The organism is Pseudomonas sp. A214 (assembly GCF_900156295.1).
Lineage (GTDB): Bacteria > Pseudomonadota > Gammaproteobacteria > Pseudomonadales > Pseudomonadaceae > Aquipseudomonas > Aquipseudomonas rhizophila.
In genome coordinates this window covers 5,521,215-5,544,582 of sequence record NZ_LT707062.1, presented here as the reverse complement: position 1 = coordinate 5,544,582, position 23,368 = coordinate 5,521,215, and the positions used below count along the sequence as shown (strand labels likewise).

The 23,368-nt window shown below is 60.9% G+C and carries 28 protein-coding genes; 27 read left to right on the top strand and 1 reads right to left on the bottom strand.

The window, feature by feature from the left end; translation table 11 throughout:
* Positions 1-22: 22 nt before the first annotated feature.
* The 27 genes from BW979_RS24790 to recX all read left to right on the top strand — a co-directional run bounded on the left by BW979_RS24790 (position 23) and on the right by recX (position 21,771).
* Entirely contained in the window at positions 23-2,182 is a 2,160-nt protein-coding gene (locus BW979_RS24790) for a phage tail tape measure protein (RefSeq protein ID WP_076386149.1), read from the top strand.
* Complete coding sequence (locus BW979_RS24785; RefSeq protein WP_076386147.1) at positions 2,182-2,565, top strand: phage tail protein; 384 nt, start codon at positions 2,182-2,184, stop codon at positions 2,563-2,565. The genes BW979_RS24790 and BW979_RS24785 overlap by 1 nt, the downstream gene beginning before the upstream one ends.
* Positions 2,558-2,770: a tail protein X gene (locus tag BW979_RS24780; RefSeq protein WP_047230001.1), complete on the top strand. Its 213-nt coding sequence runs from the start codon at positions 2,558-2,560 to the stop codon at positions 2,768-2,770. Before BW979_RS24785 ends, BW979_RS24780 begins: the two co-directional genes overlap by 8 nt.
* Positions 2,771-2,779: 9 nt before the next feature.
* The gene (locus BW979_RS24775; RefSeq protein ID WP_076386145.1) at positions 2,780-3,796 is read left to right on the top strand and encodes a contractile injection system protein, VgrG/Pvc8 family; all 1,017 of its coding nucleotides are present in this window, start codon (positions 2,780-2,782) and stop codon (positions 3,794-3,796) included.
* A 139-nt stretch (positions 3,797-3,935) separates the two neighbouring features.
* Positions 3,936-4,520 (top strand): phage tail terminator protein, encoded by a 585-nt coding sequence (locus tag BW979_RS24770; protein ID WP_076386143.1) that lies wholly within the window; start codon positions 3,936-3,938, stop codon positions 4,518-4,520.
* Positions 4,517-4,699: a DUF2635 domain-containing protein gene (locus tag BW979_RS24765; protein WP_047230004.1), complete on the top strand. Its 183-nt coding sequence runs from the start codon at positions 4,517-4,519 to the stop codon at positions 4,697-4,699. Before BW979_RS24770 ends, BW979_RS24765 begins: the two co-directional genes overlap by 4 nt.
* Positions 4,699-6,195: a phage tail sheath subtilisin-like domain-containing protein gene (locus BW979_RS24760; protein ID WP_047230005.1), complete on the top strand. Its 1,497-nt coding sequence runs from the start codon at positions 4,699-4,701 to the stop codon at positions 6,193-6,195. The genes BW979_RS24765 and BW979_RS24760 overlap by 1 nt, the downstream gene beginning before the upstream one ends.
* A gap of 67 nt (positions 6,196-6,262) precedes the next feature.
* Entirely contained in the window at positions 6,263-6,610 is a 348-nt protein-coding gene (locus BW979_RS24755; RefSeq protein WP_076386141.1) for a phage tail tube protein, read from the top strand.
* Positions 6,607-6,903 (top strand): phage tail assembly protein, encoded by a 297-nt coding sequence (locus tag BW979_RS24750; protein ID WP_047230006.1) that lies wholly within the window; start codon positions 6,607-6,609, stop codon positions 6,901-6,903. The genes BW979_RS24755 and BW979_RS24750 overlap by 4 nt, the downstream gene beginning before the upstream one ends.
* Before the next feature lie 130 nt (positions 6,904-7,033).
* Positions 7,034-8,608, top strand: coding sequence for a phage tail protein (locus BW979_RS24745; protein ID WP_076386139.1), 1,575 nt, complete (start codon positions 7,034-7,036; stop codon positions 8,606-8,608).
* Positions 8,595-9,833: a DNA circularization protein gene (locus tag BW979_RS24740; RefSeq protein WP_076386137.1), complete on the top strand. Its 1,239-nt coding sequence runs from the start codon at positions 8,595-8,597 to the stop codon at positions 9,831-9,833. The genes BW979_RS24745 and BW979_RS24740 overlap by 14 nt, the downstream gene beginning before the upstream one ends.
* Positions 9,834-9,836: 3 nt before the next feature.
* Complete coding sequence (locus tag BW979_RS24735; protein ID WP_076386135.1) at positions 9,837-10,877, top strand: phage baseplate assembly protein; 1,041 nt, start codon at positions 9,837-9,839, stop codon at positions 10,875-10,877.
* A gap of 251 nt (positions 10,878-11,128) precedes the next feature.
* Positions 11,129-11,638 carry a phage baseplate assembly protein V gene (locus tag BW979_RS24730; RefSeq protein WP_076386133.1) on the top strand — a complete coding sequence of 170 codons (510 nt, stop codon included), beginning with the start codon at positions 11,129-11,131 and terminating at the stop codon, positions 11,636-11,638.
* Complete coding sequence (locus tag BW979_RS24725; protein ID WP_076386131.1) at positions 11,638-12,036, top strand: phage GP46 family protein; 399 nt, start codon at positions 11,638-11,640, stop codon at positions 12,034-12,036. The genes BW979_RS24730 and BW979_RS24725 overlap by 1 nt, the downstream gene beginning before the upstream one ends.
* Positions 12,026-13,066 carry a baseplate J/gp47 family protein gene (locus BW979_RS24720; RefSeq protein ID WP_047230012.1) on the top strand — a complete coding sequence of 347 codons (1,041 nt, stop codon included), beginning with the start codon at positions 12,026-12,028 and terminating at the stop codon, positions 13,064-13,066. Before BW979_RS24725 ends, BW979_RS24720 begins: the two co-directional genes overlap by 11 nt.
* Positions 13,054-13,653, top strand: coding sequence for a YmfQ family protein (locus BW979_RS24715; protein WP_076386129.1), 600 nt, complete (start codon positions 13,054-13,056; stop codon positions 13,651-13,653). Before BW979_RS24720 ends, BW979_RS24715 begins: the two co-directional genes overlap by 13 nt.
* An 11-nt stretch (positions 13,654-13,664) precedes the next feature.
* Positions 13,665-14,828 carry a phage tail protein gene (locus tag BW979_RS24710; RefSeq protein ID WP_076386127.1) on the top strand — a complete coding sequence of 388 codons (1,164 nt, stop codon included), beginning with the start codon at positions 13,665-13,667 and terminating at the stop codon, positions 14,826-14,828.
* Complete coding sequence (locus BW979_RS24705; RefSeq protein WP_076386125.1) at positions 14,825-15,334, top strand: phage tail protein; 510 nt, start codon at positions 14,825-14,827, stop codon at positions 15,332-15,334. The genes BW979_RS24710 and BW979_RS24705 overlap by 4 nt, the downstream gene beginning before the upstream one ends.
* Before the next feature lie 27 nt (positions 15,335-15,361).
* On the top strand, positions 15,362-16,459 hold the full coding sequence (locus BW979_RS24700) for a phage tail protein (protein ID WP_076386123.1): 1,098 nt from the start codon (positions 15,362-15,364) through the stop codon (positions 16,457-16,459).
* Between the two features lie 7 nt (positions 16,460-16,466).
* Positions 16,467-17,027, top strand: coding sequence for a tail fiber assembly protein (locus tag BW979_RS24695; protein WP_076386121.1), 561 nt, complete (start codon positions 16,467-16,469; stop codon positions 17,025-17,027).
* A 111-nt stretch (positions 17,028-17,138) separates the two neighbouring features.
* Positions 17,139-18,035 carry a gp53-like domain-containing protein gene (locus tag BW979_RS24690; protein ID WP_076386119.1) on the top strand — a complete coding sequence of 299 codons (897 nt, stop codon included), beginning with the start codon at positions 17,139-17,141 and terminating at the stop codon, positions 18,033-18,035.
* A complete protein-coding gene (locus BW979_RS24685; RefSeq protein WP_076386117.1) occupies positions 18,036-18,482 on the top strand; it encodes a phage tail assembly chaperone in 447 nt (148 codons plus the stop codon). It begins immediately after the preceding gene.
* Between the two features lie 25 nt (positions 18,483-18,507).
* Positions 18,508-19,071, top strand: a complete 564-nt coding sequence (locus BW979_RS24680) for a glycoside hydrolase family 19 protein (protein WP_076386733.1) — start codon at positions 18,508-18,510, stop codon at positions 19,069-19,071.
* Complete coding sequence (locus BW979_RS24675; RefSeq protein WP_047230021.1) at positions 19,053-19,589, top strand: lysis system i-spanin subunit Rz; 537 nt, start codon at positions 19,053-19,055, stop codon at positions 19,587-19,589. Before BW979_RS24680 ends, BW979_RS24675 begins: the two co-directional genes overlap by 19 nt.
* 69 nt (positions 19,590-19,658) lie before the next feature.
* Positions 19,659-20,159 carry a CinA family protein gene (locus BW979_RS24670; RefSeq protein ID WP_047230022.1) on the top strand — a complete coding sequence of 167 codons (501 nt, stop codon included), beginning with the start codon at positions 19,659-19,661 and terminating at the stop codon, positions 20,157-20,159.
* Between the two features lie 83 nt (positions 20,160-20,242).
* Positions 20,243-21,295: a recombinase RecA gene (recA, locus tag BW979_RS24665; RefSeq protein WP_047230023.1), complete on the top strand. Its 1,053-nt coding sequence runs from the start codon at positions 20,243-20,245 to the stop codon at positions 21,293-21,295.
* An 8-nt stretch (positions 21,296-21,303) separates the two neighbouring features.
* A complete protein-coding gene (gene recX, locus BW979_RS24660; protein ID WP_047230024.1) occupies positions 21,304-21,771 on the top strand; it encodes a recombination regulator RecX in 468 nt (155 codons plus the stop codon).
* 45 nt (positions 21,772-21,816) lie between these two features.
* Here the strand turns inward: recX and BW979_RS24655 are convergent, their stop codons facing one another.
* Positions 21,817-22,935 (bottom strand): TIGR00730 family Rossman fold protein, encoded by a 1,119-nt coding sequence (locus BW979_RS24655; RefSeq protein ID WP_047230025.1) that lies wholly within the window; start codon positions 22,933-22,935, stop codon positions 21,817-21,819.
* Positions 22,936-23,368 lie beyond the last annotated feature (433 nt).

Sequence of the window (23,368 nt, the reverse complement as noted above, 5' to 3'; positions counted from 1 at the left end):
CGTGAAAAAGGAGTAGGGCGGGATGGCGGACGATAAATATTCGCTCAAATACGCAGCCTTCAATGAGAGTGGGTTGGCGTTCGGCAATACCAGCCTCACGAGTGGTGTGGCAGCGCAAGGTGCGTTCGCCGGGGATCAGCTGCTGAGCCTCGATCGGGTGCTGGACAAACTCGGGCTCAAACTCGGGTTGCTGACCACGGCGATCGAGTCGCTGACCGTGAAACTGTCGGCGCAACGATTGTTCTCCCAAACGATGGGCGCCGGCGCCAAGGGTGAGTCAGCCAGTGAGCCTAAGGGTAAGTCGGGTGGCGGTATCGAACCACCGGCGCTGCTCAAACCTGCGATAGCGATGGATTCGGCCATGGCCGATCTGAAAAAGGCCAGCCAATTCGGGCCGCGCCAGATTCAGCAGGTGGCTGAGTCAACCCAGCAGATCGCCACCGCACCGCTGGTGGCGGCCGGGGGCACCACGGCGGTTGAAGTGGTGAGGATGCAAAGCCTGGCGGCCAGGAAAGGCATCGGTAGCGACGTGCACGATGCCTCGGAGCGACAGTTGGTCCTGTCGAACTTCGCCTCGGATGCTGGCGTCACCGCGGCGGCGTTCGAGATGCCGGCCATGAAGGCCGCCGAAATGCTGGCCGACTGGCGCATCTCCATGAAGCTCAGCGGCGCGCAAGCCTTTGACCTGGCGGATGCCGCTAACCAATTGGGCAAATTACCCAACGGTGCGAAAGCGGCTGAGATCGGTGCGGTCTTGCAGCGTGAAGGTGCCGCTGCGACGACGGCGGGCCTGGCCCCTGCACAAGCCGCCGCGTTGACGGCGGCATTGCTCAATACCGGTACCCAACAAGCTGAAGCCGGGGTGGCGCTGGATAGTTTCACGACGGCCCTGGGCAAGGGTGACCAGGCCTCCGCCACCGAGCAAACGGCCTGGAAACAGCTGGGTCTGGCGCCCACGGCGGTGGCGAGCGGCTTGCGTGACAAGGACACGGCGTCTGGCACGGTGATGAGGGTGCTGGCGGCCTTGAACGCGCAACCGGCCGACAAGCGCTCGGCCCTTGCCGGCACGCTCTTCGGCAATGGCGATGAGGCGGTGCTGCGCATGGCGCAGAAACTGCCTGATGTGAACGCAGCCTTCTTGCAGGTGAAAGACCCAGGCCAATATGCCACGTCGCAATTGGGCAACGACGGCTCGGTGCGGCAGGACGCGTTGGCGCTGTCGAAAACCCAACAAGGCCAGCTGAACATCCTCAACGCCCGTAGCGAGCGTTTGTCGGTGGCTACGGGAAATGCCCTGATGCCTTCGGCGGATACCTCGTCCCAGTGGCTGGGTTCGCTGGCCGATGGCATGAGTGAATTGGCTGAATCCTCACCTAAAGCCACCGCTGCAATTGTGCTTGTTGCCGCAGCGATCAAACCGCTGGTGGGTGTGCTGCTCAAGGCCGTAGTGGATGAAATGTCCAGTCAGGTGGCCAAGCGAGTGCTGGGTAGGGCCGCCCCGCACCTTCCCGGCCGATTGGGTGAGGTGATCTCCGAAGATCTCAGAAATCCTCGTGTGGGCAAGCTGGATACAAGCAATGCCAACCAGCGTCCCGAATCCACGAGAAGGCCACGAGGCTCACAGGGAGGCGCAGGGCGTTTTTCACTCGCGCCAACGGCCTCATTGCGCTCGATGACTCGCAAGGCGCCCGGCCCGTTGAAAGTCGTCGGCGCCGTCGCTGATGTAGCCGAGGGAGTGCTCACCGGCGACAAACGGATGATGGGCGCAGGCCTGGGAGCCGCAGGTGGCGGCTGGGCAGGCGCTGCCGCAGGTTCCGCGGCCGGTGCCGCTTTGGGCAGCGTCGTTCCGGTGATCGGCACTGCCATTGGTGGGCTGATCGGCGGACTGCTGGGCGGTTGGTTGGGGAGCGATGCCGGGGCGTCTCTGGGCGAAAAACTCGTCGCACCCACCGACAGACTCGCCGCTCCAGAGCAGGTCAGCAAAGACCTGACCAGCACCCCGACAAGCACTCATCAGAACACCATGACCGCAAACATCTACATCAACGGCCAGGACCAGGCCAGTGCCAGTCAGTTGGCCAACCTGGTTGTGCAACAGCTCTCGGGCCAGTTCGGCCTGACAACCATGCCCAACTCACTCGCCATGCGCAGTGATGCGGCGCTGACTGACGGAGGTACGTGATGCGTCAGCAAATGGCACTGGGCAGTTTCATTTTCGGTCTGTCCAGAAACTTCGCCTACCACTCCTTGGTCCGCACCTCGGATGGCGGTTGGAAAAGCATCGACATCCTCACCAGCAAACCCAAATCCAGTCAGGTCGGTCAAGGGCTGCAAGCGCTGACGATCACCGGCAAGTCGATGTACGCCACTGCCATGGACCGACTCGATGAGCTGCGTGCATTACAGGCCCGACGCGCTCCGGTGCCGTTGGTTGACGGCATCGGCCGCAACTGGGGGCTGTGGCAGATCAACAAGGTGTCGGAAACCCAGACCGAGGTCATTGATGACGGCACCGCGATGGTGGTCGGCTGGGTGATTGAATTGACGGAGTTCGCCAATGCGTAGGGTTCGAAGTATCGCCGGTGATTCGGTGAATCTGTTGCTGTACCGCGAGCTTGAGCGTTGTGACGATGCCGCCGAAGAGGCGCTCTGGCGACTCAATCCGAAGCTGGCCGAGTGGGGGCCGGTATTGCCGGCGGGTGTATGGATTGTCCTGCCGGAAGTGGATCTACAGCCCGTCGCACCCACACCGGTTTCGGCCTGGGATTAAGGAGGCAATATGTCACTGGGTTTCACGCCAGCGGTGGAAATCTACGGTGCGAACGCGGCGCTGCTCAACGAACGCTTGCTCAGTTGGACGCACATCGACGCGGCGGGGATTGAGTCCGATCAACTGACGCTCACCATCAGCCTGGAAGGGCTTGAAGGATTGCCCAGCCTGGGCGGGAAAATCGGCCTGCGGGTCGGTTATCTGGAGTCGGGGCTGGTGGATAAAGGTGAGTTCGTCGTGACCCGGCGCACGCCGACGCTGTTTCCCCTGCGCCTGACGCTTGTCGCGACGGCGGCGCCGTTCAGTGCGGCCGATCAGACCGGTTTCAAGCAACGGCGATCCGTCAGTCATGGTCCGACGACCCTGGGCGCGCTGTTTCGTCAGTTGACCTCCAGACACGGGTTTTCCCCGCGTGTGGCGCCGGACCTGGCGCTGATAAAAATCGAGCACATCGATCAGTCCAACGAAACCGACATGGGTTTTCTGACGCGACTGGCTCACCGTTATGACGCCGTCGCCAAGCCGGTCAACGAGCTGTATGTGCTGGCGCGCCGGGGGCAGGCGAAGTCTTTGTCGGGCAAAGTCCTGCCCGAGACAAAACTGTCGGTGACGACGAATAACCGCCCGGGCGACAACGCCTTTATCTCCGCCGTCCTGGATGACACCGCCCGGGCGAAATACCAGGGCTGCAAGGCCAGTTGGTGGGATGCGGCGGCAGGGAAAATGCGGGTCGAGGAGAGCGGCATCGCGCCGTTCAAGACCCTTCGCCAGCGCTTTCAAAGCGCCAACGATGCTCGCGCCGCCGGTGAAGGCGAGGTACGCCGGATGATGCGCGAAGCACTCAAGGTGGCGATCGAATGCCCCGGCAATCCAGGCTTGTGCGCCGAAGGCATCGTGCTGCTGGACGCCTCCTGGCCGGACTTCATGCGCGGGCGCTGGTCGATCGACAAAGTCACCGCCAGCGGCGACCGGGAAAAAAGCTATCGCAGCAGGATTGATGCGACCTGCCTGGATGCCAGGGCCTAAACACCACTCCCCTGTGGGAGCGAGCCTGCTCGCGATGAGGCCGTCATAGCCAGCATTGATGTTGCCTGACACACCGCCGTCGCGAGCAGGCTCGCTCCCACAGTTCTGACTGCGCCTTCCATACAACTGGAGCACCTCCATGAAGATCACTCCGATCCTCACGCAACTGCGTGAGCAATGTCCTGCGCTCGGCAATCGCGTGGCTGCAGGTTTTGACCTCGCCACGTTGCAAGCCGACATGCCGTTGCAAACCCCCTGCGCCTATGTCCTGCCAAGCGCCGACAATGCCAGCAAGAACGCCGCCCAGAACGCCACGCTGCAAGCGGTGCGTGACCGTTTCGACACCGTACTGGTGCTCGACGCCACCGATGCGACAAAAGCGCTGGATCTGTTGCACGACCTGCGCGCCGAACTGTGGCGGGCACTGGTGGGGTTCAAGCCCGGTGGTGACTACACCGGCATCGAGTACGACGGCAGCGAACTGGTTTCCATCAACAGCAGCCGTGTGTTGTACCGGCTGCACTTTTTCGCCGAGTTCCAGCTGGGCCGCAATCTGGCGAGCCAGCCTGCCGAAAGCTGGCACGAGCGTGAACTGGACGGCTTGTCGTCCTTTACCGGGGCCACCGTGCGGGTCGATGCCATCGACCCGGCGGACCCCAACCTGAAACGTCCCGGGCCCGATGGGCGCGTGGAACTGACCTTCTCTGGAGACGTAACCCCATGAGCAAACGCATCACCGTGCTGCCGGCCCCGGGCCGTGCCGTACCGGACCCGGAAGCGGGCGATCTGTTGCCCCTCGAGGGCCGTGAAGTACCGGACAGCGCCTGGTGGCGTCGACGTCTGGCCGATGGCGATATCACTACCAAAACCGTGAAAGCGGCAAAACCACAGGGAGCCAAATAATGGCGATCGGATTCAGCAACATTCCCGCGGACATTCGTGTTCCGCTGTTCTACGCCGAAATGGACAACTCGGCGGCCAATAGCGCGTCGTCGGCCATGCGCCGGTTGATCGTGGCTCAGGTCAACGACAACGTGGCCCCGGCCGAGGTCGGTAAACTGGTGCTGGTGTCCAGCGTTGCGCTGGCCAAAAACATCGGCGGTCAAGGTTCGATGCTTGCCTCGATGTACGAAACCTGGCGCAAGACCGACCCGCTGGGCGAGATCTGGTGCCTGCCGCTGCACAACGTCGAAGGTGCCATTGCCCAGGGCGTGCTGACCCTGACCGGCGCCGCCACTCAAAGCGGCATGCTCAATCTGTATGTGGGCGGCGTGCGTGTTCAGGCGGCCATCGTCAATGGAGCGACGGCCGCTCAAGCCGCCACTGCGCTGGCCTTGAAGATCAACGCGGCGGCCGATCTGCCGGTGATTGCTGCGGCTGCCGAGGGTGTTGTGACCCTGAGCGCCAAATGGACCGGCGACAGCGGTAACGATATCAGCCTGCAATTCAATCGCCTGGGCAAGAGCAATGGCGAAGACACCCCGGCCGGCCTGACCACCGCCATCACGGCAATGACCGGTGGGGCCGGTGTACCGGACCAGACCGCCGCCGTCGCGGCGCTGGGTGACGAGCCGTTCGAATTCATCGCGATGCCGTGGTCCGATGTGGCAAGCCTCAACACCTGGCAAGCGGTCATGGACGACAGCACTGGTCGCTGGTCCTGGGCCAAGCAGTTGTTCGGCCATGTCTACAGCGCCAAGCGCGGCACCATCGGCACCCTGGTGGCGGCCGGTCAGGCGCGCAACGACCAGCACATGACTATCCAGGCCCTGGAATTGGGTGTGCCGCAACCGTTCTGGGTCCAGGCCGCTGCATTGGCCGCCCGTACTGCGGTGTTCATTTCCGCCGACGCCAGCCGTCCGACCCAGAGCGGCAGTCTGCCAGGCCTGGATCCGGCGCCGGCCAGCGAACGTTTCACCCTGACCGAGCGTCAGTCGCTGCTCAACTACGGTATCGCCACGGCGTACTACGAAGGTGGCTACGTGCGCATCCAGCGTTCGATCACCACCTATCAGAAGAACGCTTTTGGCCAGGCTGACAATTCCTACCTGGACAGCGAAACCATGCACCAGTCGGCGTTCATCGTGCGTCGCCTGCAAAGTGTGATCACCAGCAAATATGGGCGCCACAAACTGGCTGCCGACGGCACCCGTTTCGGCGCCGGCCAGCCCATCGTGACGCCGAGCACCATTCGCGGCGAGTTGATCGCCCAGTACGCCAAGCTGGAGCTGGAAGGCCACGTGGAAAACGCCGAGCTGTTCGCCGAGCACCTGGTTGTCGAGCGTGACAGTCAGGACCCGAGCCGGGTCAATGTGCTGTTCCCGCCGGACTACATCAATGGTTTGCGGGTGTTCGCACTGCTCAACCAGTTCCGTCTGCAATACGACGACGCCGCCTGAAAGTCGCGTTTGAACGTATGAACTGCGCCCACCTCGTGTGGGCTTTTTATTTGAAGGGAGAAACACCATGGGTCAACTGATTGCGGGCACCTGCTACGTCAAAGTGGACGGCGCTCAACTGACCATCAACGGCGGCTGCGAAGCGCCACTGATGTTCACCAAACGCGAAACCGTCGTACCGGGTTTCTATAAGGAAACCGACATTGCCCCGTCCTTCAAGGTGACGGCGCTGCACACCGCGGACTTCCCGCTCAAGCAACTGGTCGCTGGCACCGACATGACCGTCACCTGCGAATTCAACAACGGCAAGGTTTACGTACTGGCCGGCGCCTACCTGGTGGAAGAGCCGGTGTCCAAGGGCGACGACGCCACCATCGAACTGAAATTCGAAGGCATCAAGGGGGCCTGGCAATGAGCGATGTCGTGACGCTGCGCGTGGCCATCGAGGCCCACGGCGAGCCGCTAAGCGAACTGACCCTGCGCCGTCCGACGGTGCAGGAGGTCCGGGCGATCAAGGCGCTGCCGTACAAGATCGACAAGAGCGAGGAGGTGAGCCTGGACATGGACGTCGCGGCCAAATACATCGCGGTCTGCGCCGGCATCCCGCCGTCGTCGGTCAACCAGTTGGACCTGGCTGACCTCAACGCATTGAGCTGGGCCGTCGCGAGTTTTTTCATGAGTGCGGCGTCGCAGCCATCGGCGACCTGATCGCAGCCGCCTATGACCTGGCCTGGTTCTGGAAGGTTGACCCCGAACAGATGATGGCCAGGCCACTGGATGTGCTCCGCGAGTCCCTGGAGCACGCGCAACGGATCAATGCGATGCAGCAGGTGCAGTGATGGCAGAGACACAAAAGGTAGAGAAAAAAGCAGTGCTGCTGACCGGCATCGATGAGCTGTCGCCCAAGCTTGCCAGCCTCCGAGCGAAGGTCGTCAGCTTCAAACAGAACCTCGATGCCACGGGCCTTGGCAGCCTGGATATTTCCGCTCTGCTCCCCGAGGGCGGCCTGGCCAAACCGTTCATGGAGGGGCTCACGTCAGCAGAGGCTTTCAAAGGTGAAGTGGGCGCGGCGAACGCGGCGGCCAGCAGCTTGAAGGCACCTGAAGCGCCGCGTGTGGCGGCACAAAGCCTGGATGGATTGAAGACTTCCATCAGCAATGTGTCGGTACAGTTCGGTTCGGCCCTGGGGCCGGCGGTCAACGCGGCGGCAGCCAGCTTGCAGCCGATGGTCACGGGTGTGGCCCAGGTGCTGCAGGATAACCCGCAATTGGTGCAGGGCCTGGCGACTGGCGTCGTGGCGTTCAATGCGATTCAAACGGCGGTCAGTGGTGCGAGCCAGGCGCTGGAAGTGGTCAACCTGGCCTTGAAGATGAACCCCATCGGCTTGATTGCCATGGGCATCGCCTTGGCGGCCGGAATGATCATCGCCTACTGGACTCCGATCTCGGCGTTCTTCGCCGGGCTTTGGCAGAAGCTAGCGCCGATCGTCATGCCGATGGTCGAGTTCTTCAAGACGATGTTCGCCTTCACCCCGATGGGGTTGGTGATCAGCAACTGGGGCCCGATCAGCAGTTTTTTTGGCGCGCTCTGGAATGTGATCGTGGCGGCCGCAACGCCGGTCATCGGTTTCATGCAGACGCTGTTCGCCTGGTCACCGTTGGGTTTGATCATCAGCAACTGGGCGCCCCTGACCGGGTTGTTCGCAGCGATCTGGGATCTGCTCAAGGCGTTGACTGTGCCGGTAATGGACGCGCTGAAAGGTCTGTTCGACTGGACGCCACTGGGGCTGATCATGGCCAACTGGGGCACGATCGGGGAAGTCTTCGCCGGTATCTGGGAAGGCATTCGCAATCAGGTGTCGATCATGCTGGCGGTGTTCAGCGGTTTGTTCGACTGGTCGCCCATTGAGGGCCTGACCCGACAGTGGGGGCCGGTGGGTGAATGGTTCAGCCAGTGGTGGGACGAACTGCAGGGCGTGATTGCACCGATCAAGGCGTTCTTCAACGGCGGCTTCGGTGAAATCATCACCTCGTTCACCGGCAAGGTCGAAGGGTTGACCGAGGCGCAGCGCCAGACCAATGCCGAAGGCAAGGGCGAGCTGGCGCCGGCGTTTTTTGGTGGGGCCAGTGAGCCGCCTGCGGGCCTGTCATCCAGCCTTGCGCCGGCGTCCGGCAACCTGCCGATGAAAACCTCATTGACGCCAGGCGCATTGCCGCAAACCTCCAGCGCCCTGGTGCAACAAAGCGCCGCCAACAATCGCACGCAGCTCGAAGGCGGCCTGACCGTGCGCTTCGAAAATGCGCCGGCCGGTTTGCGCGCCGATCCACCACAGACCAATCAACCGGCCCTGGCGGTGAGTTCGCGCATCGGCTATCGCTCACTTTCCACAGGAGGTTCCAATGAGCTGGCGTGATCGTTTGTTGCCGGCGTCGTTTCGTGGTGTCGGGTTCTGGGTCGATCAGGCGAAAACCCCGGTCGGCCACAAGGGCCAGTTGCATGAATATCCCCAGCGTGACCAGCCGTTCTTCGAAGGTCTCGGTCAGCAAGCGAAGATTCATGAGCTGACCGCGTTCATCGTCGGCCCCGATTGCCTGGAGCAGCGCGACAAGTTGCTCAAGGCCCTGGAGCAGGGCAGCGGCGAACTGGTGCATCCGTGGTTGGGGCGCCTGCAGGTCAAGGTCGGTGAATGCGACATGACCCACACCCGCCAGGACGGTGGCCTGGTGACCTTCGCCCTGAAGTTCTACCCCGACCAGCCGCTGCAATTCCCGTCGGCCGCGATCAACAGCCAGAAACTGTTGCTGGTGTCGGCTGACAGTTTCCTGGGTGCGGCGGTGCGGCGCTTCGAAGACGCGATGACGCTGATCAAAGCCGCGCGGATCGGCATCGCTGACCTGCGCAACAGCCTCAAGGATGTCTACGGCGTCATCGAGCAGGAACTCAAACCGTTGATCGAGACTTATCGGCAACTCAGCGATCTGGTCAAGGCGGTGAAGGAGCTGCCCAAGGAAGTGGCGGCCGAGTTCAAAGGGTTGCTGGGGGACATCCGGGAATTGAAGGACTTTGCCCGTGACGGCTATCGCGGCGTGATTGCCAGCGTGTCGCAACAGGTCGAGGCGATTCGCAAGGCGGACGCCCCCAAACTCACCACTGGCAAGGACACCACGGCGGCGGCCCAGGCCGTGGCCGATCTGGTGCAGGACACGCTGTTGGTGCAGGCCGCGCAATGGATTGCGGCGATGCCGGTGGCCGCACCGGCGGTCAAGTTGGGCGCCACCCCATCGGTGGCGCAGCAGGCGGTGCAGCCGGTCCAGCGTCGTGACGTGCCGGTGGCCGACGATGTGCTGGCCCTGCGCGATGCCCTCAACGAGGCCATCTGGCAAGCCTCGCTCAAGGCCGATCCGGATCACTACCAGGCAATGAACAATTTGCGTCAGCAGATGGCCGCGCACCTGACGGCGGTAGCGTCGTCGGGCGTAAGGCTGATCAACCTGTCGTTCAAGCAAAGCCTGCCGGCTTTGGTAGTGGCGTATCAGCAATTTGCCGATGCCACTCGGGTCACCGAAGTGACTCAGCGCAATGGCGTGGCTCACCCTGGTTTCCTGCCGCCCAACGACCTGAAAGTCTCGGGGGAATAAACCATGAACGAGCTCGACAACGCTGTCTCGCTCACCGTCGGCGGGCTGGATTACGGCGGCTGGAAGAGCGTGGAAATCAGTGCGGACCTGGAGCGGCAGTTCCGCACCTTCAAACTCGACATCACCTGGCAATGGCCGGGGCAGACTCAGTCGGTGCCGATTCGACCTGGGGATGAATGTCAGGTGCGCATCGGTGCCGACCTGGTGCTCAGCGGCTACGTGTTCAAAGCCCCGGTCAGTTATGACGGGCGCCAGATCAGCCTGAGCATCGAGGGTGGTTCCAGGACCCAGGACTTGGTGGACTGCGCGGCGATCAATCGCCCGAGCCAATGGCGCGGGCAAACGGTGCTGAGCATCGTCCAGGCCCTGGCCTCGCAATATGGCGTGGGAGTGATCAGCGAGATCCCTGAAACCGCTCGGTTGAGCGAACACAGCATCGTGCCGGGGGAAACGGTCTTTCAATCCATCGACCGTCTGCTGACGTTGTTCCGGGTGTTTTCCACTGACGATGCCGAAGGCCGCGTGTTGCTGGCCAAACCCGGGAGTGGCGGGCGAGCCAGTGATGTGCTGGAACTGGGTAAAAACATTCTCTCGGGCAATGCACCGATGGACTACAGCCAGGTGTTCTCCGAATACCGGGTCATCGGCCAGCACAAAGGCAGTGATGAGCAGAGCGGGGCGGCGGTGAGCGAAGTTTCCGGCATCGCGACCGACCTGGGCTTCAAGCGCAAGCGGGTCACGGTGATCAGCGAAAGCGCGCAATTGACCTTCGAGCTGGCCCAGCAACGGGCCGATTGGGAAAGCGCCATCCGCACTGGCAAGGCCCTGACCACGACCTACCGCGTGCAGGGCTGGCGTCAGGCCAATGGTGATTTGTGGCGACATAACACTCTGGTGCGAGTGATCGACCCGGTGCTGGGGTTTGACGGCGACATGCTGATCTCCAAAGTGACGTATTCACTGTCCGCCCAAGGCTCCGTCACCACCCTGCAAGTCGCGCCGCCCCATACGTTCGACGCGAACCCGGTGCCGCCCAAAACCTGAGCCCAACGCAAAACTCCTTGTGGGAGCGGGCTTGCTCGCGAAGGCGGTGGGTCAGCTTGCCTCAATGTTGAATGAGCCCAGGCCATCGCGAGCAGGCTCGCTCCCACAAGGGATCTCCAGTGGATACAAGTTGTGTGTTCGGCACAGATCCCCTGTGGGAGCGAGCCTGCTCGCGATGGCGTCGGTACAGCCAACAGAAGTTATGGCCAATAAACACCGCTTTCAAACTTCCGATTCCGAAGGAAACCTCAATGAGCCTACTGACCCGCCTCCTGGCGCGCGGCACTGTCGTGCTCGCCAATTCGGCCACCAAGTTGCAATCGCTGCAAATGCGCCTCACCGCCGGTGAAGTGAACGACGACATGGAGCACTTCGAACCCTACGGCTTCACCAGCAATCCGTTGGCGGGTGCCGAGGGCATCGCCACGTTCCTGGGCGGTGACCGTTCCCATGCCGTGGTGCTGGTGGTCGCCGACCGTCGTTTCCGCCTCAAGGCCCTGGCCCCTGGCGAAGTGGCGATCTACACCGATGAAGGCGACAAGATCCACTTCAAGCGCGGTCGGGTCATCGACATCGACACCGCGACCTTGAACATCCGCGCCAGCAGCGCGGTGAATATCGACAGCCCGGTCATCAACCACACCGGCAAGCTCGTTTCCCAGGGCGACCAGATCGCCGGCGGCATCAGCCAGATCAAGCATGTGCACGTCGGCGTGCAGGCCGGTAACGGCCAGACCGGCGTGCCGGCGGGAGGCCAATGATGTTCATCAGCCAGAACCTGCACGCCGCGCTGACCCGCTCGGTGCTGATCAGCCTGTTTACCTGGCGCCGCGCCGCTGACGACGATGCCGTGGATGACGAGCAACGTTTCGGCTGGTGGGGCGACACTTTTCCCACCGTCGCCGACGACCGCATCGGTTCGCGGCTGTGGCTGTTGCGCCGGGTCAAGCTGACCCGGCAGACCCAGCTCGACGCCGAATTCTATGCCCGCGAAGCCTTGCAATGGCTGATCGACGACGGCCATTGCACCGCCATCGACATCATCAGCGAACGCCTCGACGCCCAGCGCCTGAATCTGCGCACGGTTTTGACCCTGGCCGACGGCGAGCGCCTGGACATCAACCCCGATAACAGTTGGCAGGTGACCTATGCCGTTTGAAACCCCTTCGCTGCCGGTGCTGATCAAGCGCGCCCAAAGCGACCTGGCCAGCGATTCGCTGCGCCAGTCCGATGCCCAAGTGTTGGCCCGCACCCTGGGTGGCGCCGCCTATGGCCTGTATGGCTACCTGGATTGGATCGCTGAGCAGATCCTCCCGGACAAGGCCGACGAATCCACCCTGGAGCGCATCGCCGCCCTGCGCCTGAACCAGGCGCGCAAAGCGGCCCAGGTGGCCAGCGGCAGTGTCAGTTTCACCGCCACCGCGGGTGCGGTGCTGGATGTCGACACGCTGCTGCAATCCAGCGATGGGCGCACCTACAAAGTGACCAGCGCCCGCACCACCAGCAATGGCCTGAACAGCACCACTGTCGCCGCGTTGGACGCCGGTAGCCTGGGGAATGCCGATGCCGGCCTGGTGTTGACGCCGGTGCAGCCGATCCTTGGCATCGGCAACAGCTTCACCGTGCTCGCGCCCGGGCTGACCGGCGGTCTCGCCCGGGAAAGCCTCGAATCCCTGCGGGCCAGGGTGATCCGTTCCTACCGCATCATTCCCCACGGCGGTTCCGCGCAGGACTATGAAACCTGGGCCCTGGAATGCCCTGGCATCACCCGCGCCTGGTGTCGCGGCAGCTACCTTGGGCCCGGCACCGTTGGCGTGTTCGTCATGCGTGACGACGATCCACTGCCGATTCCCAACGCCGAACAACTGGAAGAAGTCCGGGCCTATATCGAGCCGCTGCGCCCGGTCACCGCCGAGGTGCATGTGCTGGCGCCAACCCAGGTGCCGGTGACCTACCGGCTGCGCATTACCCCGGACACCAGCGCCGTGCGCGCCGCCATCGAAGCGCAACTGCGCGACCTGCATAACCGCGAAGCTGGCCTCGGCGAAACCCTGTTGCTGACCCACATCGCCGAAGCCATCAGCAGCGCCACCGGCGAAACCGACCACAAACTCACCGCACCCATCGCTGACGTGGTCGCTGCCAGCAATCAGTTGCTGACCTTCGGAGGCTGCGTATGGCTGGAATAAGAACCGCCGAGCAGTACCAGGCCCAACTGCGCAGCCTGCTGCCCAGCGGTCCGGCATGGGACCCGGAGCGTGTGCCGGAACTGGAAGAGGTGCTCGAAGGCATCGCCCAGGAATTGGCGCGTCTCGACGCCCGCGCCGCCGACCTGCTCCACGAAATGGACCCGGCGGGGGGGAGTGAGCTGGTGCCGGATTGGGAGCGGGTGATGAACCTGCCCGACCCGTGCCTCGGCGCTACACCGCTGTATGACGATCGCCGGTTGGCGGTGCGTCGGCGGTTGTTGGCGGTGGGCAGTCAGGCCATCGCTTATTACGTGGAAATCGCCAAGAGCCAGGGCTACCCCAACGCCACCATCACCGAACTCAAGGCTCCCCGCATGGGCCGCGCCCGCTTCGGCGAAGCGCACTTCGGCACCTGGCAGGCGCAATTCATGTGGACCCTCAACACCGGCGGCCGCCTGCTGCTCGGCCGACGTTTTGGCGCCAGCTATTGGGGGGAGCGTTTCGGCGTCAATCCGGGTTCGGCGCTCGAGTGCCTGATTCATCGTAGTGCGCCGGCGCATACGAAGGTTCACATCAATTATGACTAGGGAGTAGATGAATGGATTATCCGAAGAGTGTGCCCAGCGCCGGGCTGGTGAACGGGAAGTTCGTGGATGAAAACCCGTTGACCGGGACGCCGGGGTCGTTGATTCCGGCGGCCTGGGGGAATGGGGTGACGCAGGAGATTGTGAATGTCATCAAGGCGGGGGATCTGACGCCCGATGAAACCCAAAACGATCAATTACTCGAGGCGATTCAGTCAGTCGCCGCCAAGGGCTGGAACCAGGATCTCGCGCTTCCGATCGCCGCTTTGTCGCTGCCGACGATTGCAACGGCGGATGCCCGTCTGGCAGTAACGCCTACGGCCGTATCCACCAGCGGCGGCCGCGTCTCGATTCCGGCGGGTGTGTACATCAGCATCGGACAAGACGTGGTGAGTGGACGGTTGGGCCGTTCACGTACCTACGTGACGACGGCGTGGAGCAGCGCCGATCTGTTGCCCAGCGCCAGCTATTTTCTAAGAGCACAGGTCATAGGCGGCGCACTGACGTTCTATGTGCAGCGTGGAAGCCTGTATGACCTCCCGCCGGAATCCTTGAAGGGGACTGTCAACGGAGCGTCCGGCGGCGGCTTTGCGTCGACCCCCCTGGACATGTGCCTGGCCTGGGTGATGACCGGGGCGCCGGGCTCCTTGCCGACGATTCGCACGATCTATAACCGTGCTCAATTGACCTGGACGCAAACGGTGAATGGCAGTGGAGTGGTATATCTGCCGTTGGATCCCCACGCCCGAGCAGCACGGCTTGTGGCGGGTAATCCGACACCCGCGCCGAATGTCGTGACCTCGCTGTCGTTTGTTCAGTCCGGGTGGCTTGGGGGCAACTACAGCTACCTGTCACCCGCCGCTACAACTCCTGGCAACAATGCCGTGGGCTGGGCGAACCCCGCAAGTCCGTATATGTGCGTGTTGTTCTCCAACAACGTCGTCAATGACGTGAGCGTCTCCACGGTCACGGCCAGTTTTGACCATGCCCAGTCGCGTTCGCTTTGGCAGTCGTATCAGGCCGAGCACACATTGGGCGCCACCAATGCCGATAGCGACGAGTTGCTATTGAGCATGGGGATCAAGGGGCACCAGGCCCTGACGGATTACAGCGTGGGCATCGGCGTCAACTTTATCAACGCAGTCAATGTTCACCTGTCCTGGGAGCTGATCCGATGAAAGTCATTCAAGAGCTGCACCAGTACGAAGATGGACTTCGCCCGCCTGCGCCTTCATCCGCCCATATCTGGGAGGACGGTACGTGGGTGCTTACCGAAGAGAATGCCGCCGAGCAGTTGCGTCAGGAAGCCGAACGCTTGTGCGCCACGGTCGATACCGCTGCCGACAGCGCCCGCCGCACGTTGGCCGGTGATCCCTTGCGTGCCTTGGAATACCAACAAGCCGCCCTGGAGGCGCAGGCCTTCAAGGATCAGGGCTACCCGAAAAAATTGGTTCCGTTGTCCGTTTCTGCGTGGGTCGTCAAAGGGCGCACAGCCAGGCAGGCGGCGGATCAGATTCTCGCCAAGGCCGCCGAATTTGAAGCAAACCTACTGGCGCTTCGCGAACTGCGTCTCAAGGCCAAGGCACAGATTCGCGCACACATGGCCAAAGGCAAGGCGGATCTTGCCAGCCAAGCCGTTGATGATGTGCTCGCGACTATCCGGGCGCTACCTCTTCGCGCTTGAGCCCCATCTCATAGAGAGCAATAAAATATGGATTATCCAAAAAGTGTTCCCAGCGTCGGGCTGGTGAACGGTCGGTTTGTGGATGAAAACCCGTTGGCGGGTACGCCTGGATCGCTGATTCCGGCGGTATGGGGCAACAGTGTCACCCAAGAAATCCTCGGCGTGATCTCCTCGGCCGGCATGACGCCGTCCGAAGCGGATAACGGCCAGTTGATCAAGGCACTGCAAACCATTCTCGGGCGTAGTAGTCCGATGCGTTCAGTCGTCACGCGGCTTACCACATCAAAGGTGTTGGCCGCCGACGAGTTAGGGCTGGTGCTGATCGATTCAAGTGCTGGTGCGAGCACTGTAACCCTACCTGCGGCCAATGCGGCGCTCGGTGTTCGCGATGTGATTGTGCGGCGTGTGGATAACAGTGGTAACCGTCTGACGGTGCGGGCTGACGGTAATGATAGGGTTCGGTTTCATACCCATCTGGCAGCCAATGGTTATCCATTCCTGGTGTTAATGGGCAGCGGGGATTGGTGGCACCTGCGCAGTGACGGGACGGGAGTCTGGTGGCCCTTGGGGCGGTTTGATGCCACCCCGTTGGGGCGCATCTCATTTGATAGCGCGCGTCAGGTACTGCCCGGCGGTTATGCCGTACTCAATGGTAATCTCCTGTCGCGTAGTGATTGGCCGTGGTTGTTCGATTTAGCTCAATCATCCGGTGTGATGGTGACCGAGGCTACCCGAGTAGGGAGCGAAGGTGCCTGGACTAACGGTGACGGTGCTACCACCTTTCGCCTACCCGATATTCGGGGCGAATTTCTGCGTGTCCTGGATGAGGCGCGAGGGGTGGATGTCAACCGCCTGGCGGGTAGCAGGCAGGCGGATGCCTTGGAAAGTCATAACCATTTCCTGCCAACCAGCTCAGGTACTGCTGTGCGTCCGACGCCTAGTCTTCCTGACAGCCTATGGGATTTGACGCATGACGTTAATGCCGCGCCCGTGTCTGGCACTCTCGGTACGACATTTCCCAACGCGGCTTATAACAGTGGCGATTCTGTGGGCAATATCGGAGGTTTCAGTACCGAAACTCGTCCCAGAAACATCGCCTATCCCGCTCGAATCAAGTTGATCTGAGGCCACTATGTTCATCTATCTATTTGACGACAATGGCGTCCTGTCGGGCCCGGTCGAGCTTCCAGTAACGCCCGGCATGGGCATCCAGATTCCAAGCAACGGCATCCAGCTCTCTTTTGAATTGCCCGCTGCCCAAGATCATCATTCTTGGGTCATGGTCAATGGCGTTCCTCGTGAAATGGTGGACTGGCGTGGTTCGGTGTATCGCAAGGACAACGGCGCTCTTCTGGAGTGGACCGAGTTCGGTGAGTTGCCAGATACCTACACAGCCGAACCGTGGCCGGGCAATTACCATGTATGGCACGAGAACCGCTGGGTATTTGACGAGGCTCTACAGCTGATCGATCTCAAACGCGAAGCCTTGGCAAAACGCGATAAATTACTGCGTGAGGCGGTTCAAAGAATTGCTCCCTTCCAGTACGCCGAAGACATCGGCGATGCGAGCGATCAGGAACGACTGGCGCTCATGGAGTGGAAACTCTATAGCGTTGAATTGAATCGCATCCAGCATCAGGTCGGTTTTCCAACCGATATCAACTGGCCTGTCATGCCAGAATCTGCCGCGTAAGCAACCACGGCAGACCATCAAAACTTCCTTAATCTTATGGTGCCACTGCGCATTAACGGTGAGGCTTTATATCGCCTTCATTTTGATCGCTGGTCAGTCAGGAGCGAAAAGTTGGATTATCCAAAAAGTGTGCCCAGCGCAGGTCTGTCGAACGGCAGGTTCGTGGATGAAGATCCCTTGGCGGGTACGCCGGGATCCTTGATTCCCGCCAGTTGGGGCAATGGTGTGACGCAGGAGTTGCTGAGTGTCATTCAAACCGCAGGACTAACACCGTCGGAACAATTGGATAACCAGTTGTTGACGGCCTTGCGTGGCAGCGGATTATTTACCACTGCTCCGCAGTTTGATAACGATAGGTCCGTGGCAACCACAGAGTTTGTAAAACGCAGCGGTGTTCAATATTCCGGCTTTTCCGTGTACGCAGTCAGTACGGCGTTGACACAAGCCCATGTGGGTGGAGCCGTCAGTTTTGCCAGCACTACGGCGATCAACGTCACGCTGCCCAGTACAGTGGGAATCATGCATGGGGCGACGCTGACACTGATCAACGTAGGGGCCGTCGTGAACGTATCGACAGCCTCGCCTACCGATACGCTAGGGCCATCATCCTCAGCGCTTGGCCCCATGGAGCTGGGCCGTGGTGAAACAGCGGAGTTCGTCAAGCTGGACAATCAATGGCGGTTGATAGGTGGCACTGTTCTTCTGAAATATACGTCGTTGTTTTCAGGTCAGCAGGGTAATCCGGGTTATCAAAAGTACGCGAGCGGAAATATCGATCAGTGGGGTTACGGTACAACCGACGCCAACGGAGAAGTGTTTGTTACGTTCCCGATCTCGTTCCCCAATGCTTTTGTTTCGGTTGTGGCGAACCATGCAGGTGGTGATGGGGCCATGGTCATTATGGTAGGTGGAACCGCCACCCGCCAAGGCGTGCGCCTGAAAGTCCGAGACTATTCTGGGCACGTCGCTGCTGGATGGGGCGTTACATATTTTGCGAAGGGTTATTGAATGAATGAATTCACTTTGTTATTCAGTCCAAGCACTTGCGGAGCGTATGTTCCCGGTATCAATGTTTCTGATATTCCCGACGATGTCATCGAAATCCCTCGGGCTTACTGGCTGTCGCTGCTTCAGCAACTCGCCATCTCGCCCAAGCGCGTTTCAGCCAACCCCGACAACGGTTATCCCGTTCTCGTTGACCCACCTGCTCTGACATCGGCCCAGGCTTCAGAAAATGAATATGCGTGGCGCAACGCCCAGCTCACAACAACCGACCGCCTCATCGCGAGAGATCGCGACGAAATGGACGACGGCGGCGGTACGACGCTGGACCAAACACAGTACACACAGCTCCAGGCTTATCGCCGGGCTTTGAGGGATTGGCCGCAGGATGAGCACTTTCCAGCCACTGAATATCGTCCGGTTGCGCCGTCCTGGCTGGCCGGGCACCTTTGATCATGCACTTGTCGATAACCTGAACATGGACCTTACGCAGCAGCAACTCATCAACATCATGCCCAACGCCCGCGCCCAAGCGGGCGTTTTTGTTTCCGCGCTAAACACCGCGATGTCGCGCCATCGTGTCGACACACCCAAACGCATGGCCGCGTTTCTGGCCCAGGTTGGCCATGAATCAGGGCAATTGCGCTACGTGCGCGAACTTGGCAGTGAGCAATATCTCAGCAAGTACGACACGGGATCGTTGGCCGTTCGCCTGGGCAATACGCCCCAGGCCGACGGTGACGGTCAGCAATATCGTGGTCGCGGCCTGATTCAGATTACCGGGCGTGACAATTATCGACGTTGCAGCTTGGGTTTGTTCGGCGATGAACGACTGCTGGCGTTGCCGCAACTGCTGGAGCAACCGCAATGGGCGGCTGAGTCTGCCGCCTGGTTCTGGAATCAGAACGGTTTGAACGAACTGGCCGACCGTGATCAGTTCAACACCATCACCCGCCGTATCAACGGCGGTTTGAATGGCTTGCAGGATCGTCTGCAACTCTGGGCGCGGGCGAGGGCGGTGTTATGTCAGCCTTCGACCTGATGCCATTTTCTTCCCGCACCCTTGGCGTCGCTGTGTTGCTGGCGTTGGTGGCCGGCGGCCCGGCGGTGTTGGCCTGGCAAGTCCAGGCGTGGCGTTATGACCGGAAACTGGCGCAAGCGGCCCAGGTCCAGGCGCAGACGCTGAATCAAATCACCCAGGCAGCAGCGATTCAACAGAAGGCCGAGCAAGACAAGCGCCTAGCCCTGGAACAACAACTCTCCGCCAGCGAACAATCCCATTACCGAGCCTTGAGCGATGCCCAACGTGATCAGGATCGCTTGCGCGATCGTCTTGCTACTGCCGATGTCCGGCTGTCAGTCCTCCTCGACGCCGACGATGTTGCCGCCGGTTGTGCAGTGCCTGCCACCGCCAGCGCCGGCGGCGTGGATCATGGCCCCCCACGCGCCCGACTTGACCCGGCGCATGCTCAACGAATTATCGCCATCACCGACGAAGGGGATCGCGGATTGATCGCTCTGCAGGCCTGTCAGGCGTACGTCAGGGCATTGGGGCGCTGATCCGGCGAGCCTTGCAAGCCTGGAATGCTCGTGTACGGTAGGGCCCTTGCATCGAATCAGGAGAGCATCATGGACGACATTACCGAATTGGCCGCTGAACTGGGCCGACGCCTGCAGCGGGTCAATGCCCATGTGAGCACGGCCGAATCCTGTACCGGAGGCGGGATTGCCGAGGCGATCACCCGCATTCCCGGGAGTTCGGCGTGGTTCGAGGCGGGTTATGTCACCTATTCCAACCGCCAGAAGACTCAGCAGCTGGGTGTGCCGGCCGAGCTGTTCGCAACGGTGGGGGCGGTCAGTCGCGAGGTGGTCGAGGCAATGGTGCGGGGCGCGCAGCAAAAAAGCCTGGCGCGTTTTGCCGTGGCGGTCAGCGGCGTGGCCGGCCCCGATGGTGGTACGCCGAACAAACCAGTGGGCACTGTATGGCTGGCCTGGGGCGTTGGCGAGACGGTCATCAGTGAGCAGCGATTCTTCCCGGGTAACCGCGACGAGGTCCGCCGACAAACGGTGAAGGCCGCGCTAGAGGGGCTGTTGCAACATGCCGCTGTAGAAATCTCAAATCAGGGGTAGGCGATCTGTAATCGCTGTGGAATAATACTGGCTACTTATACAGGTGTTGGCCGTCAGGCCTTATTGATTACGTGAGGACTTTAATGGACGACAACAAGAAGAAAGCCTTGGCTGCGGCCTTGGGTCAGATCGAACGTCAATTCGGCAAGGGTGCCGTAATGCGTATGGGCGATCAGGACCGTCAGGCTATTCCTTCCATCTCCACCGGCTCCCTGGGCCTGGACATTGCGCTGGGCATCGGCGGCCTGCCAAAAGGCCGTATCGTTGAAATCTATGGTCCTGAATCTTCCGGTAAAACCACGCTGACCCTGTCCGTGATCGCCCAGGCTCAAAAAGCCGGTGCGACCTGCGCCTTCGTCGATGCCGAACACGCCCTGGACCCGGAATATGCCGGCAAGTTGGGCGTTAACGTCGATGACCTGCTGGTTTCCCAGCCGGACACCGGTGAACAGGCCCTGGAAATCACCGACATGCTGGTGCGTTCCAACGCCGTTGACGTGATCATCGTCGACTCCGTGGCTGCACTGGTACCAAAAGCGGAAATCGAAGGTGAAATGGGCGACATGCATGTGGGCCTCCAGGCTCGTCTGATGTCCCAGGCCCTGCGCAAGATCACCGGTAACATCAAGAACGCCAACTGCCTGGTGATCTTCATCAACCAGATCCGCATGAAGATCGGCGTGATGTTCGGCAGCCCGGAAACCACCACCGGTGGTAACGCGCTGAAGTTCTACGCTTCGGTTCGTCTGGATATCCGCCGCACTGGCGCCGTGAAAGAAGGCGACGAGGTTGTCGGCAGCGAAACCCGCGTCAAGGTTGTGAAGAACAAGGTCGCTTCGCCGTTCCGTCAGGCGGAGTTCCAGATTCTTTACGGCAAGGGTATCTACCTTAATGGCGAGATGATCGACCTGGGTGTGTTGCACGGTTTCGTCGAAAAATCCGGCGCCTGGTATGCCTACAACGGCACCAAGATCGGTCAGGGCAAGGCCAACTCGGCCAAGTTCCTGGCGGATAACCCGGAAATTGCAGCAACCCTCGAGAAGCAACTGCGTGACAAGCTTCTGAGCCCAGTTGCGGACGTCAAGTCGGTGGCTAACCGCGAGACTGCAGACGACCTGGCTGACGCTGACATCTGATCGATTCGATGACCGTCGTACTCGATAACCTCGTCGCGGTGCGGCGAACCGCGATGGACCTGCTCGCCAGGCGCGAGCACGGTCGAGTCGAGCTGACGCGTAAGCTGCGTCAGCGCGGCGCTCCAGATGAGTTGATCGACACGGCCCTCGACCGTTTGACGGAAGAGGGCTTGTTGTCGGAGTCTCGTTACCTTGAGAGCTTTGTCTCTTATCGCGCTCGCTCTGGATACGGCCCCTTGCGAATTCGTGAGGAACTCGGTCAGCGTGGCTTGCAGCGCCCGGATATCGAACTGGCCTTGCGCGAAAGCGGTATCGATTGGCAGGCGCAACTGACGGACACCTGGCGTCGCAAGTTCTCAGGGCATCTGCCCATCGATGCTAGGGAGCGAGCCAAGCAAGGACGTTTCCTGGCATATCGAGGATATTCCATGGAAATGATCAACCGTTTATTCAGCGGTCGCGGCATGGACGACTAAACAACAACGGCCCGCTATTTTGATAGCGGGCCGTTTTTTATGGACTCAGGTCACCTTGATCGGCTCCCAGGTGAGGGGTTGGACCTTGGTGGTGGGCTGGGCCCAGTTTTCCGACAGGTTGATGTAATCCACCAGTTCCCTCAAACGACCGTGATCGCGGGCATTGAAGGTAAAGGCCAGTCGGGTCAGATGGCTGAAACGGGCCTCGTCGTGTTCCTCGCCGGCGTAGGCGTGTTGATGAAAACAATCGTTGAGGCACAGGTCGGCAAACTCCGCCTGCAAATGCCCAAGGGCCTGCTCGTTCAGCTTGTGATTCATACGGATCACGAATTGATGTTTGAGCCAGCGGCTGGAGTGGAAGTTGCTGTAAAACTGATTGATCTCCTCTACTGCCTCTTGAGCGCTGTACACCAGGCGCATCAACTTCATATCGGTGGGCAGGATGTAGCGGTTTTCTTCCAGTTGCTCACGGATGAAGTGCAGGGCGCCTTGCCAGAACTTGCCCCCCGGCACGTCCAGCAGCACCACCGGCACCAGCGGGCTTTTACCGGTTTGCACCAACGTCAGCACTTCCAACGCTTCATCGAGGGTGCCGAAACCGCCCGGGCAGAGCACCAGCGCGTCGGCCTCTTTGACGAAGAACAGCTTACGGGTGAAGAAGAAGTGGAACGGCAGCAGATTCTGCGTGCCGTCAACGGTCGGATTCGCATGCTGTTCGAAAGGCAAGGTGATGTTGAAACCTAGGCTGTGGTCCCGGCCAGCGCCTTCATGGGCGGCCGCCATGATGCCACCGCCGGCGCCAGTGATGACCATCATGTCCGAGCGTGCTAACTCCGCTCCCAGTTCCCGGGCCAGGCCGTACAGCGGATGTTCGATGGGCGTTCGGGCCGAACCGAAGACCGTGACCTTGCGTCGGCCCTTGAATTGTTCGAGCGTGCGAAAAGCGTGCTCCAGTTCTCGCAAGGCCTGCAGCGTGATCTTGGCATTCCAGCGGTTGTGATCTTCCTGGGCCATGCGCAGGACGGTCAGGATCATGTCTCGGTAGATGGGGAGGTTCGGGCTGTTGGGGGAGACCAGGTTGAGTTGCTCTTCGACCTTGCGGGTGAGGTCGTGTCCATGGTCCTCAAAATGACGACTCAGCAAGTCATTCGGTTTGTAAGGCATTCAGCTTCTCCTTCTTGGCAAAACCCCAGCCCGAACGAGAGATTCGTCAGGGCCACGACACTCCGTGTGTCGTTGTCAGCCCAGGACCGTGCCTGGACGTTCGACCTGGTTCGACGCGGCGTGCGACAGGCGACCAAGCCATCCTGCGGGTTCTGCGTTTCCCTTGTATGAAAGAACTGTCACGCGCAAAGGTGTCGGTAGGGCAGCCTCGTTCTGCCTGAAGCAAAGAGATACTTTTGAATCTAGTCCCTCGCGCGGATCTTCGCTGTCTTGATCATGGCGCTCAAAAAATATCGTTGGCAACCGCTCAAATGTCATGCCGCTCGTCAGATTGCCAACTAGGTGCGTGCCGCTCTGATTAACTGATTAGCAAGCATTCAATGCTATGGCGCGTCCAGGACTGGACGCTGCGCGATGGATTGAAGTGGATCGG